Below are 12,330 nucleotides of genomic sequence, written 5' to 3'. Positions count from 1 at the left end.
TGTTAAGGTTGTAACCGTCGCCTTGCAAACTGCACGGAGTCATTGAATTAATGCAGCGTCACCTGTTTCGGCTCAATCGAATGGATCTGTACTTTGATCACTTCGCTGACCGGGTCTTCAGGACACTGCTCGACAAAATAGTTGAGATCGGAAATCGCGATATGGTTGCACTCCAGCTGGGCGTAAATCAGCCCACGATCGCGGATCTCGTACGGATCTTCCGGATCGAAGCACAGCACCGTCTCGCTGGTGCGCAGCGCCATTTCCAGCTGCTTTTCTTCCATCAGGGCGGCCTTCAGCGTATCCAGCATCTTGCGCACCACCATGATGTTCTCGGATTCGTCGAGATCGTCGTCTTCCAGCTCGGCGCCCAGCCCCAGGTTGCCCTTGATCCACACTTCCAGCTGGTGTTCGCTCAGGGTTTCGCCGTTCAGCGGGTTGATCAGCCACAGCTCTTCATCCAGCCAATCGGCGCGCAGGATCAGCTGAGTGGGGAAAATCACCGGCAGCAGCGGCAAATCCAGCGCGTTGGCGATATGCAGGAAGATGGTGCCGAGCGAAACCGGCGTGCCCTGCCGCCCCTCCAGCACCTTATCCAGCCAGATGGCGTCCGACAGGCGATAGACGCCGCTGGCGCCGCCGAATCCCCAGGTTTTGTAGAACAGTTCGATGAGCGCATCCAGTTGCTGCTCCTGTGTGATGTCGGCCGGCACCGCCGCGCGCGCTTCGTCCACCAGCTGTTGCAGCTTGCGCTCCACGTCGGCGGCGGGGAAATCACGCCTTACCGACTGCGACACCAGGATCACCCCTTCGCTCAGCGGCGAGGTGTTAAATTCAAAATCAGCAATGCTACTCATAGGTATCCCATCAGAAACGGTATTTTCGTCGTGGCAAGTTTAATTATCAGATACAGACAGCCCAACGCCAGCACGAACGCCACGGTTCGCAGCCGCTGACTTTTGGTCTTCTTGCCCAATGCGACGTAGCCAAGCAGGATATAGATAATAACGCCAAACAGCTTCTCGGTCAGCCATGAGTCCATACCCAGCAGCGGATAAAACCCGAACGTCACCACCAGCGCGATGCCGCTGACGAACAGCAGCGTGTCGTTCAGGTGCGGCGCTATCTTGACCCAGCGGCGCCCCACGATCGGCGAGCGGCGCCACTGCCAGTAAAAACGCAGCACAAACAAGGTAATACTGATGGCGACCGTCAGCAAATGGAAATGTTTCAACGCGGTGTATGCAGTCATGATGCTCCCTTAGATGGCCCGGACGTCGTTATTATGAGGGGCGCTTATCCCGGCCATTGGCCGAGCGTCACACGATCGTTGTCGCCGTAATCACGGTGGGTGGCGACAGCGGAAAATCCGGCGGCCTGCAGCAGCGCGCGCACGCTCTCACCCTGCTGCCAGCCATGTTCCAACAGCAGCCAGCCCTGTGGCTGCAGATAGTGCGGCGCCTGGCGCACGATGGCGGCCAGATCGGCCAGCCCGTGCTCGGCGGCCACCAGCGCGCTGCCCGGCTCGAAGCGCACGTCGCCCTGCGACAAATGCGGATCGGCGGCGTCGATATAGGGCGGATTGCTGGCGATCAGCGCAAAGCGTTGCCCGGCCACGGGCGCAAACCAGCTGCCCTGTAAAAATCGAACGTTGTCGATCTTCAGCTTGTGCGCATTGTGCTGCGCCAGCGCGACCGCGTCCGGCTGCACATCGACGCCGATTGCCGAACAATCCGGGCGCTCGCTGGCCAGCGCCAGCGCGATGGCGCCGGTGCCGGTGCCGAGATCGAGGAAGTGGCAGGGTTGCGGCGGCAGGCGCGCCAGCGCCAGTTCCACCAGGCATTCGGTATCCGGGCGTGGGATCAGCGTCGCGGGCGAAACCGACAGCGGCAGCGACCAAAACTCGCGCTCGCCCACCAGATAGGCCACCGGTTCACCGCGTTCGCGGCGCGCCAGCAGCGTCTCCAGCTGCTGTTGCTGCGGCGGCGTCAGCGTGGTTTCGCCGAACGCCATCAGGAAGGTTCTGGCCTTGCCGGTCACGAAACCCAACAGGATTTCCGCGTCGCGCCGGGCGCTGTCGCTGTGGGTCAAACGCGCGGCGGCGGCTTTCAGCCAGTGTTGATAATCCATCACTCTTGCTCGGCGGACAGCGCAGCCAGCTGATCGGCCTGATACTCCTGCACGATCGGCTGGATCAGCATGTCCAGTTTGCCTTCCATCACTTCGTCCAGGCGGTAAAGCGTCAGGTTGATGCGGTGGTCGGTCACCCGCCCCTGCGGGAAGTTGTAGGTGCGGTTGCGATCGGAACGATCGCCGCTGCCAAGCAGGTTGCGGCGAGTGGACGCCTCGGCCTGCTGGCGCTTGGCCATCTCGGCGGCGCGAATGCGCGCGCCCAGCACCGACATCGCCTTGGCTTTGTTTTTGTGCTGTGAACGTTCGTCCTGACACTCCACCACGATGCCGGTCGGCAGGTGGGTAATGCGGATCGCCGAGTCGGTGGTGTTAACGTGCTGGCCGCCGGCGCCGGAAGAGCGGAAGGTGTCGATTTTCAGATCGCCCGGGTTGATGTCCGGCAGCTCGGCTTCCGGCACTTCCGGCATCACCGCCACGGTGCAGGCGGAGGTGTGGATGCGCCCCTGGGATTCGGTTTCCGGCACGCGCTGCACGCGATGGCCGCCGGATTCAAACTTCAGCTGGCCGTACACGCCGTCGCCGGAAACTTTGGCGATCACTTCTTTGAAGCCGCCGTGCTCGCCTTCGTTGGCGCTCATCACCTCGACGCGCCAGCGGCGGCTTTCGGCGTAACGGCTGTACATGCGGAACAGATCGCCGGCGAAGATCGCCGCCTCATCGCCGCCGGTGCCGGCGCGCACTTCGAGGAAGCAGCTGCGCTCATCGTCCGGATCTTTCGGCAGCAACAACACCTGCAGTTGCTGTTCCAGCTCTTCGCTGGTCGCCCGCGCCTGTTTCAGCTCTTCCTGCGCCATCTCGCGCATTTCCGGATCGTCCAGCATCATTTCCGCCGTCTCCAGATCCTCCTGCACCTGACGCCATTCCAGGAAGCAGCGGCTGACGTCGGTCAGCTGCGCGTATTCTCGCGACAGCGCGCGGAACCGGTCTTGCTCGGCGATGACGCCGGCATCACCGAGCAGCGCCTGCACTTCTTCATGGCGCTCTTGTAACGCTTCCAGTTTGGCAACAATAGAAGGCTTCATGCGTGGTAATAAACCCTGTTAATAGAGAAAACTAATGCTGATCCAGCCCGAGGCTGTCGCGTAATAACTGCAACCGCTCCACGTCGCCGTCGCCGGCGGCCTGCTGGAGGGATTTGGTAGGGGCATGAATAAGACGGTTGGTCAGTTTATGGGCCAGCTCGTGAATAACCTGCTCCACGTTGGCGCCCTGCGCGATGGCGGCCAGCGCTTTGGCCTCCATCTCTGCGCGAATTTGGTCGGCCTGCGAACGGTAGTCGCGGATGGTTTCCACCGCGCCCTGCGAGCGCAGCCAGGCCATAAAGTTGGTGCTTTCCTGCTGCACGATCGACTCCGCCTGCACCGCCGCCGCTTTGCGCTGCGCCAGGTTGCTTTGAATGATGGCGTGCAGATCGTCCACGCTGTACAAATAGGCGTTGGCCAGTTTGCCGACCTCCGGCTCGATATCGCGCGGTACGGCGATATCCACCAGCAGCATCGGCTGGTTGCGGCGCGCCTTCAGCGCGCGCTCCACCATCCCCTTGCCGATGATCGGCAGCGGGCTGGCGGTGGAACTGATGATAATGTCGGCGTCCGCCAGGCGTTCGTCGATCTCCGGCAGGGTGATCACTTCCGCACCCACCTCGTCCGCCAGCAGCTGCGCGCGCTCGCGGGTGCGGTTGGCGATGATCATGTGCCGCACTTTGTGTTCGCGCAGGTGGCGCGCCACCAGCTCGATGGTTTCACCGGCGCCCACCAGCAAGACGTTGAGATCGGCCAGCGATTCGAAGATCTGCCGCGCCAGCGTACAGGCGGCGAAAGCCACGGAGACCGCGCTGGCGCCGATTTCGGTTTCGGTGCGCACGCGCTTGGCGACGGAGAAGGATTTCTGGAACAGCCGCTCCAGCTCGCCGGACAGCGACTGGCCGCGTTGCGACTCGGCGAAGGCCTTTTTCACCTGGCCGAGGATCTGCGGTTCGCCCAGCACCAGAGAGTCCAACCCGCTGGCCACCCGCATCAGATGGCTGACCGCGTCGTTGCCCTGATGCCAGTACAGGCTTTTCTTCACCTCTTCCGGGCGCAGGTTGTGATACGCGCACAGCCAGGCGACCAGCTGCTCGTGCATGTGTTCCTGTTGCTCTACGCTGAGGTACAGCTCGGTGCGGTTGCAGGTGGACAACACGACGCCGCCCTGCACCAACGGTTGTTGGAGCAAGCTGGTTAGCGCCTCATCGATGGACTCTGGCGAGAAGGTCACCCTTTCACGCAGAGAAACCGGAGCGGTTTTGTGATTTATACCTAACGCCAGCAGGGTCATTGCTTCGAGTAATACTTATCTTGGTACGGGTTCTCGTTGAACGGCATTCTACTTGATGCGCGGGATCAATAAAAGTAACAACCGCATCTTCCGTTCAATCGCTGTCATAGATGACATCAATCGATGAAAATCAATAAATTCATAATGTTGTCAAAATAGTGAACGCTTTACCTTCGCTGCTCGCTGGTGACGCCACGCGAATCGCAGACAGAACGGCATGCCATAGCAAAATTATGAGCTAAAAACCCGCTATGCGGGCTTAAAAATACGTTCTACCAGGCGGTAGTCGAGCCCTCCGCAGAGCGGCCCGACGCACGTCGTGGATTACTCAATTCTCCTGACCATCCGCAGCCCAGTGATTTTATTGTACACGCGCTTCGAGAAGTTGATGGAAAAATCATCCACCGGTACCACAAAGCGCGCTAACAATACGGTACCTACCAGAGAAATGGCCGATACGGTCAACATGCTGGCAACCGACGTCGTAGCCAAATCACGAGTTAAATAGATTGTAAGCATGATCACCGGAATATGAATGACATAGATAGGGAAAGAAAGTTTCCCCAGATAAACCAACAGATTATTCTCCAAAGCCCGACTAATTAAATTACTGGTAAGTACACCATAAACAATCATTATACCAGAAATAAAATTGAAGAGTAGATATGAACGTCCTTTAACCAAATTGGTTAACCAACGATAACTTTCACTATCGTTATGAACCCCAGCCAAATACAACCCAATAATAACCAACATAATACCCAGCAGATTATTTTTGTAATTTATATTAAATGCTGAATAAATAAACCCGCAAAAGAAACAAACCATACTTAAAGCAATGAGAGTACTAAACGGTAAGATTGCCATTGATAAAACAAAAAAAACAGCAAGCGATAAAATTTTACTTCTTTTAAAAAGCACACAGGCGACATAGACAAATAATGAACCAATCAACTCAATTTTCATAGTCCATAACACAGGATTATATATGTGCCCACTCCAAACAGGTGGGCCTATAAAGGCACCCACCGCACCATACGAAAAGGCATCAATCAAAGATGGATACTTAATAAAGAATGGTTCAAGCCAGCCTGAAATCCCAGGAATGTGCTGATCACTAGCAGAAATAAAAAACAATACAACAAACATCAACAAACATGAAAAAGTGGCGGGTATAGCCAATCTGAAATACCGTGTAAATGATGTTATGAAGTAATATTCATCACTTCTTTTTTCAATCCCCCGGGATAAAACGATCCCACTCATGACAAAAAAGACAAAAACGGCAGATGTTCCAGAGTAGAGAAAACCAAAAATAGAGTGATGAAGAAACTTTTGGACAGGAAAGTCTTCAGGTATATCTTCCCCAATAAAGTTATGCAGATAGACAAAGTAAATCAATGACAAATGGGAAAGCACAACAGCCACACTGGCAAGGCCTCTGACAGAATCAAGACATTTAAGCTTTGTAGTTTTCTGAGTGGGTAAAGTATTCACAGAAAAATCTCTATTAATGCGCTAAAGATTGAAAATAGTAGCATTTTTTTAGTGTTTTGCAATAAGTTAACCAATACCCGCATCGAGTTCAAAAGATATTTTTTACAAAAACTATGCAATTACTGCCACTTAGCGTTTTAGAAAGACACCGCTACAAACCTTGGCAAATGTTGCCTTCATAACATTCTTCCTTTTTAATCATATCGCAGTAGGCTTCGTCGGAAACATTGAGAGTATGTTTTTCAGAATTCCCCTAACGTTCACGTTCTTCTCTTACCATCGCAAGGAAAAAGCCTTTTTAATGAACAACAACATCAAAGTTAAACAACAGGTCTGGCGTTATCCCACCAGCATTACGTATTCTTAGTAGACATTGACGCGTCGCCGCCGCCCCGTTAGCGTGAGCGCTGAATCCGGGTTTCGTCGCGCATGCCCGCAAGGACAAAAGGACAAGAGAAAGTTATGCCAATACGCAAAGTTAGTTTGCTCCGTCTGATCCCGCTGGCCAGCCTGGTGCTGGCCGCCTGTACCACCACCAAGCCGACCGGCCCGGCCACCAGCCCAACCTCACCGCAGTGGCGCGCCCATGAGCAGGCGGTGCAACAGCTCAGCACCTATCAGACCCGCGGCTCCTTCGCCTACTTGTCTGATCAGAAAAAAGTCTACGCCCGCTTCTTCTGGCAGCAGTTCTCGCCGGAGCGCTACCGCCTGCTGCTGACCAACCCGCTGGGCAGCACGGAAATGGATCTCAACGTGCAGAAAAACGTGGTGCAGCTGACCGACAACCAGGGCAAACGCTACGTCAGCGACAACCCGGAAGAGATGATCCGCAAGCTGACCGGCATGGCGATCCCGCTGAACAACCTGCGCCAGTGGATGCTCGGCCTGCCGGGCGAAGCCAGCGATTTTGCGCTGGATGACCAATATCGTCTGAGCAAACTGACCTACCAGCAAGGCGGCCAGACCTGGAAAGTGGATTACCAGGGCTACAGCAACGAAGTGCAGCCGACGCTGCCGAACCGCCTGGAGCTGCAGCAGGGCGACCAGCGCATCAAGCTGAAGATGGATAACTGGACGCTCAAATGATCCGCCAGTGGCCCTCCCCCGCGAAACTCAACCTGTTTCTGTACATCACCGGCCGTCGTGAAGACGGCTATCACCTACTGCAAACGCTGTTCCAGTTTTTGGACTACGGCGACACCCTGACCATCGACCCACGCCAGGACGACCGCATTCACCTGCTGACGCCGGTCGAGGGCGTGCCGGACGAGCAGAACCTGATCGTGCGCGCCGCCCGCATGCTGCAACGCTATTGCAATGAACGCGGCCTGCAGACCGCGCCGCGTGGCGCCGACATCAGCATCGACAAACGCCTGCCGATGGGCGGCGGTTTGGGCGGCGGTTCCTCCAACGCCGCCACCGTGCTGGTGGCGCTGAACGAATTGTGGCGCTGCGGTCTTGGCGACGACCAACTGGCAGAGCTGGGGCTCAGCCTCGGCGCCGACGTGCCGGTGTTCGTGCGCGGCCACGCCGCCTTCGCCGAAGGCATCGGCGAGCGCCTGCAGCCGGCCGAGCCGCAGGAAAAATGGTATCTGGTGGCGCATCCCGGCGTCGGCATCCCGACGCCGGTTATCTTCGGCGACGCCGAATTGAAAAGAAACACCCCGGTTCGCTCCTTAAGTGAGCTGTTGCAGGCGCCGTACGCAAATGATTGCGAACCGATCGCAAGAAAACGTTTTCGCGAGGTTGAACAGCTTCTTTCATGGCTGTTAGAATACGCCCCGTCACGCCTGACTGGCACAGGTGCTTGTGTGTTTGCTGAATTCGACACAGAAATCGCCGCCCGTCAGGTGTTAAATCAAGCCCCGGAGTGGTTGTGTGGTTTTGTAGCGCGCGGCGTTAACGTCTCCCCACTACATCGCATCCGTTCCGGGCGGTTTGAGTCGTAGCTCAACGTTTCGCTGCGCAGGGTCATGCACACCTGGCCCTGTTATCCCTGCGCTGCCTGCGGTCTCAATTTTAGTTTTACATACCCGTATGTATATTGCGCCGGCGTCGCCGACTGCCCCTTGGCGATGTCGCATGACAATATCTTCTCTGGACGCAAGCCTGAGGTTCTTCTCGTGCCTGATATGAAGCTTTTTGCTGGTAACGCCACCCCGGAACTAGCACAACGTATTGCCAACCGTTTGTACACCAGCCTTGGTGACGCCGCTGTAGGTCGTTTTAGCGACGGCGAAGTGAGCGTGCAAATCAACGAAAATGTACGCGGCGGTGATATTTTCATCATCCAGTCCACCTGTGCCCCGACCAACGACAACCTGATGGAACTGGTTGTGATGGTCGACGCCCTGCGTCGCGCCTCCGCAGGTCGTATTACCGCCGTTATCCCTTACTTCGGCTATGCCCGCCAGGATCGCCGCGTGCGTTCCGCGCGTGTGCCAATCACCGCCAAGGTTGTCGCCGATTTCCTCTCCAGCGTAGGGGTTGACCGCGTTCTGACGGTGGATCTGCATGCTGAGCAGATTCAAGGCTTCTTCGACGTACCGGTAGACAACGTGTTCGGCAGCCCGATCCTGCTGGAAGACATGCTGCAGCAAAATCTGGAAAACCCGATCGTGGTTTCTCCGGATATCGGCGGCGTGGTGCGTGCCCGCGCTATCGCCAAACTGCTGAACGACACCGACATGGCCATCATCGACAAACGTCGCCCGCGCGCGAACGTTTCTCAGGTGATGCACATCATCGGTGACGTGGCAGGCCGCGATTGCGTGCTGGTCGACGACATGATCGACACCGGCGGCACCTTGTGTAAAGCGGCTGAAGCGTTGAAAGAACGCGGTGCCAAGCGCGTATTCGCCTACGCGACGCACCCGATCTTCTCCGGCAACGCCGTGGACAACATCAAGAACTCGGTGATTGATGAAGTGATCGTCTGCGACACCATTCCGCTGTCGCCGGAAATCAAGGCACTGAAAAACGTTCGCACTCTGACCCTGTCCGGCATGCTGGCTGAAGCCATCCGCCGCATCAGCAACGAAGAGTCGATCTCTGCGATGTTCGAGCATTGATTCGTCGTCTTTCCGGTGCGGCGCCCACTGCGCCGGAAAGATAGCGAGCCCGACAGCAGAAAAAGAAAAACCCGTTGGTGCGCGAGCAACAACGGGTTTTCTACTTGTAGTCCGACATGACCTCAAACCTTAATGCACGGCAGATGTTCCCTTGCCCTGCTCTTGCTTCCCTTCTGCTTTTTTAATCAATGCGACGAACGATGTTGATCGTTGCGGCACCGTTTATCAAAGTGTTTTACCCACCAGTAACGATCCGCCACCTGCTCGCGGCCGCCGATACGCGCGCCCACCAGCCACAACAGCGCGCCGACGAAGATGCTCATGATGGCGCCGTGGGCGAAAAATTGCGGTAAATTGAACTGCGATACTTCAGCAAGAATGGAGTATCCGACGCCGCCGATCATCACGACCAGGCCCAGCCCCATAAAAAAGTTGCCCATTCTGTCCGCGTTTCTACGTTTCATATGCCACCTCCATGATTGCCATGTGCCAACCGGGATAACGCTGCAACTTGTTAACCCACTTTGATAAGTTAAGTATAGCCCTTGCTGCGGCAAGGGGATTGCGGAGGCGATCACAAATGGTAAAGAATTATTGACACTTCTTAACACACGGCTGAAAATTAGCGGACAAATTGAATTATTCAGCTAATGAATCATTCGTCTTTGTTACCTGCGACGACGGCGGAGATCGGATTTTGTCATTCGCCGCCCCGACAGGTAGACTAACTCCCTTTCCATTACCCTGATCATAGCGAATCACTCAGTGAGCAGTATTAAATTGATAGTCGGCCTGGCTAACCCGGGCGCGGAATACGCCCAGACGCGCCACAACGCCGGCGCCTGGTACGTCGATCTGCTGGCCCAGCGCCACAATCAGCAGCTGAAAGAAGAGAGCAAGTTCTTCGGTTATACCGCCCGTTTGAACCTGGCGGGCAACGACGTGCGCCTGCTGGTGCCGACCACCTTCATGAACCTGAGCGGCAAAGCGGTGCTGGCGATGGCCAACTTCTATCGCATCGAACCAAGCGAGATCCTGGTGGCGCACGACGAGCTGGATCTGCCGCCCGGCGTAGCCAAAATCAAGCTCGGCGGCGGCAACGGCGGCCACAACGGCCTGAAAGACATCCAAAACAAGTTCGGCAACAACCCGAACTTCTATCGCCTGCGCATCGGCATCGGCCATCCGGGCGACAAGAACAAGGTGGTGGGCTTCGTGCTCGGCAAGCCGCCGGCCGGCGAGCAGAAGATGATCGACGAAGCGATCGACGAATCGCTGCGCTGCACCGAGATGCTGATGAAGGACGGGCTGGAAAAAACCGTTCAGCGCCTGCACAGCTTCAAGGCGCAAGCCTGAACCTTGCCGCAGCGGGCGCCCTGCCCGCTGCCGGCTTTTAGCCACGCGGGTGGAAGGTCTCCTCGCCCACGCGGCGGTCATCGGCGGCGAATCCCTCTTCCGCCACGTAATACTGCGGATCGTCCAGCTCATGGCTGCAAAACGGCCCGGCGCGCTTGAGCAGGCGCACGCAGTCACCGCTCAGGTGGCGCAGCCGAATGCTTTTTCCCGCCGCCAGATAACGCGCCGTCAGCTTATCGATAGCCTCTACGCCGCTGGAATCCATCACCCGGGTGCCGGCAAAATCCAGCACCACGTTCTGCGGATCGCTTTGCGGCTCGAACAGCTCGGCGAAAGCCGCGGCAGAGCCGAAGAACAGCGGGCCATCCAGTTGATACACCGCCACGTCGCCCGTCACCTGCCGCTGGCGCACGCGGATGCGCGCCTGCTGCCAGGCGAACACCAGCGCCGAGATAATCACCCCGCTAATCACCGCCACCGCCAGATCGGTAAAGATGGTGATCAACGTGACGGCGACCATCACCAGCGCGTCTGCCTTCGGCATACGGCGCAAACGGCGCAGCGAACTCCATTCGAAGGTGTTGTAACACACCACCAGCATGACCCCGGCCAGCGCCGCCACCGGCAGCAGGCCGATATAGCGCGACAGGCTGACCACGAACAAAATCAGCAGGATGGCGCCCACCGTGCCGGAGAGGCGCCCGCGCCCACCCGAGGTAAAGTTGATGATCGACTGGCCGATCATCGCGCAGCCGGCGAAACAGCCGAACAGGCCGCACACCGCGTTACCGGCGCCCTGCGCGATGCTTTCGCGGTTACCGTTCCCCTTCTTGCCGCCCATTTCATCCAGCACCGTCATGGTCAACAGCGATTCGATCAAACCGACCAAGGCAATCACCACCGCATAGGGCAACACCACCCGCACCATCTCCAGGGTAAACGGCGCCGTCGGCAAACTGAAGTGCGGCAGCGCGCCGGAAATGTCCGCCAGATCGCCCACCCGCAGCGTGTGCAGGTTGAGGCCGATCGCCAATGCCGAGACCACCAGCAGCGCCGCCAGCGAAGACGGAATGGCTTTGGTCAGGCGCGGGAACAGCACCACCACCGCAATCGCCAGCGCTACCAGGCCGTACATCAGCGGCCCCTGCCCGGCGATCATCTTCAGCTGCGCCAGCATGATGACGATCGCCAGGCCGTTGACGAAGCCGTGGATCGCCGGCAGCGGCACCAGACGAATGAACTTGCCCAGCCGGAAGGCGCCGATCAGGATTTGGATCCCCCCGGCAAACAGCGTGGCCCACAGCACGTAACCCATGCCGTACTGCGCCGCCAGGCTCATCAGCACCACCACAATGGAACCTGCGGCGCCGGAAACCATGCCCGGCTTGCCGCCGAACAGCGCCGTGACCAGGCCGATAATAAACGCGGTATGCAAACCGACGATCGGCGAAAGACCGGCGACCAGCGAAAAGCCGACCGCCTCGGGGATCATCGAAACCGCCACCACAAAGCCCGCCAGGACTTCATTTTTAACGTCCGCGATCCTGACGTTACTCAGGTTAAACATGCATTATTCACTTATGACAGATGACATCATCTCCCCGCGTAGCGGGTATGGGGTACCGCAAGGCGCGGCAGACTGCAGGCGGGCACAGCTCAGGGTGGCGTAGGCAAGAAATACATCCGGCGCGTTTCCTGTCGGTTAATCGGAACGGCCAGTATGGGTAAATGTGATCCAAATCTCAATCAAAAACCGGTCGCCCGCACGGCACTCGCCCCGGCCAAGCAAGTCTGATCGAGATAAACGCCCATTACGTGTATAATGGCGGCATTATTTTGCCCTTTATGCAGCCGGTTAAACCTAACCAGCTGATAGTTAAGATATTTAAGGTGATTA

12 protein-coding genes are annotated in these 12,330 nt (G+C 57.3%); 4 read left to right on the top strand and 8 right to left on the bottom strand.

Features of this window, described 5'->3' with window-relative positions:
* Window positions 1–47 precede the first annotated feature (47 nt).
* From sirB1 to EDY99_RS07060, 6 genes are all read right to left on the bottom strand, one after another.
* On the bottom strand, window positions 48–857 hold the full coding sequence (sirB1, locus tag EDY99_RS07085; RefSeq protein ID WP_033642759.1) for an invasion regulator SirB1: 810 nt from the start codon (window positions 855–857) through the stop codon (window positions 48–50).
* Window positions 854–1,252 carry a SirB2 family protein gene (locus EDY99_RS07080; protein WP_033642758.1) on the bottom strand — a complete coding sequence of 133 codons (399 nt, stop codon included), beginning with the start codon at window positions 1,250–1,252 and terminating at the stop codon, window positions 854–856. The genes sirB1 and EDY99_RS07080 overlap by 4 nt, the downstream gene beginning before the upstream one ends.
* 44 nt (window positions 1,253–1,296) lie before the next feature.
* Window positions 1,297–2,130 (bottom strand): peptide chain release factor N(5)-glutamine methyltransferase, encoded by an 834-nt coding sequence (gene prmC / locus EDY99_RS07075; protein WP_046686893.1) that lies wholly within the window; start codon window positions 2,128–2,130, stop codon window positions 1,297–1,299.
* Window positions 2,130–3,215 (bottom strand): peptide chain release factor 1, encoded by a 1,086-nt coding sequence (gene prfA / locus EDY99_RS07070; protein WP_049274251.1) that lies wholly within the window; start codon window positions 3,213–3,215, stop codon window positions 2,130–2,132. Before prfA ends, prmC begins: the two co-directional genes overlap by 1 nt.
* 31 nt (window positions 3,216–3,246) lie before the next feature.
* Window positions 3,247–4,509, bottom strand: a complete 1,263-nt coding sequence (gene hemA, locus EDY99_RS07065; RefSeq protein ID WP_019454778.1) for a glutamyl-tRNA reductase — start codon at window positions 4,507–4,509, stop codon at window positions 3,247–3,249.
* 324 nt (window positions 4,510–4,833) lie between these two features.
* Complete coding sequence (locus EDY99_RS07060) at window positions 4,834–6,006, bottom strand: acyltransferase (protein ID WP_158524172.1); 1,173 nt, start codon at window positions 6,004–6,006, stop codon at window positions 4,834–4,836.
* A 462-nt stretch (window positions 6,007–6,468) separates the two neighbouring features.
* Here EDY99_RS07060 and lolB point away from each other — a divergent pair, with 462 nt between their 5' ends.
* From lolB to prs, 3 genes are all read left to right on the top strand, one after another.
* Entirely contained in the window at window positions 6,469–7,092 is a 624-nt protein-coding gene (gene lolB, locus EDY99_RS07055) for a lipoprotein insertase outer membrane protein LolB (RefSeq protein WP_025302493.1), read from the top strand.
* Window positions 7,089–7,955 (top strand): 4-(cytidine 5'-diphospho)-2-C-methyl-D-erythritol kinase, encoded by an 867-nt coding sequence (ispE, locus tag EDY99_RS07050; protein WP_046686892.1) that lies wholly within the window; start codon window positions 7,089–7,091, stop codon window positions 7,953–7,955. Before lolB ends, ispE begins: the two co-directional genes overlap by 4 nt.
* Before the next feature lie 174 nt (window positions 7,956–8,129).
* Entirely contained in the window at window positions 8,130–9,077 is a 948-nt protein-coding gene (gene prs / locus EDY99_RS07045) for a ribose-phosphate diphosphokinase (RefSeq protein ID WP_004941061.1), read from the top strand.
* Between the two features lie 185 nt (window positions 9,078–9,262).
* Here the strand turns inward: prs and ychH are convergent, their stop codons facing one another.
* Window positions 9,263–9,541 (bottom strand): stress-induced protein YchH, encoded by a 279-nt coding sequence (gene ychH, locus EDY99_RS07040; RefSeq protein WP_033642754.1) that lies wholly within the window; start codon window positions 9,539–9,541, stop codon window positions 9,263–9,265.
* A gap of 301 nt (window positions 9,542–9,842) precedes the next feature.
* Here ychH and pth point away from each other — a divergent pair, with 301 nt between their 5' ends.
* Window positions 9,843–10,433: an aminoacyl-tRNA hydrolase gene (gene pth, locus EDY99_RS07035; RefSeq protein ID WP_033652046.1), complete on the top strand. Its 591-nt coding sequence runs from the start codon at window positions 9,843–9,845 to the stop codon at window positions 10,431–10,433.
* A gap of 37 nt (window positions 10,434–10,470) precedes the next feature.
* Here pth and EDY99_RS07030 read toward each other — a convergent pair whose 3' ends face one another.
* The gene (locus EDY99_RS07030; RefSeq protein ID WP_069100073.1) at window positions 10,471–12,000 is read right to left on the bottom strand and encodes a SulP family inorganic anion transporter; all 1,530 of its coding nucleotides are present in this window, start codon (window positions 11,998–12,000) and stop codon (window positions 10,471–10,473) included.
* Window positions 12,001–12,330: the final 330 nt, after the last annotated feature.

This window comes from Serratia sp. LS-1, assembly GCF_003719595.1.
GTDB lineage: Bacteria > Pseudomonadota > Gammaproteobacteria > Enterobacterales > Enterobacteriaceae > Serratia > Serratia ureilytica.
This window is presented reverse-complemented; position numbering and strand designations above follow the sequence as displayed.

Coding starts and splice junctions, on each gene's coding strand:
- sirB1 (WP_033642759.1), bottom strand. CDS start 857: ATGAGTAGCATTGCTGATTTTGAATTTAACACCTCGCCGCTGAGCGAA.
- EDY99_RS07080 (WP_033642758.1), bottom strand. CDS start 1,252: ATGACTGCATACACCGCGTTGAAACATTTCCATTTGCTGACGGTCGCC.
- prmC (WP_046686893.1), bottom strand. CDS start 2,130: ATGGATTATCAACACTGGCTGAAAGCCGCCGCCGCGCGTTTGACCCAC.
- prfA (WP_049274251.1), bottom strand. CDS start 3,215: ATGAAGCCTTCTATTGTTGCCAAACTGGAAGCGTTACAAGAGCGCCAT.
- hemA (WP_019454778.1), bottom strand. CDS start 4,509: ATGACCCTGCTGGCGTTAGGTATAAATCACAAAACCGCTCCGGTTTCT.
- lolB (WP_025302493.1), top strand. CDS start 6,469: ATGCCAATACGCAAAGTTAGTTTGCTCCGTCTGATCCCGCTGGCCAGC.
- ispE (WP_046686892.1), top strand. CDS start 7,089: ATGATCCGCCAGTGGCCCTCCCCCGCGAAACTCAACCTGTTTCTGTAC.
- ychH (WP_033642754.1), bottom strand. CDS start 9,541: ATGAAACGTAGAAACGCGGACAGAATGGGCAACTTTTTTATGGGGCTG.
- EDY99_RS07030 (WP_069100073.1), bottom strand. CDS start 12,000: ATGTTTAACCTGAGTAACGTCAGGATCGCGGACGTTAAAAATGAAGTC.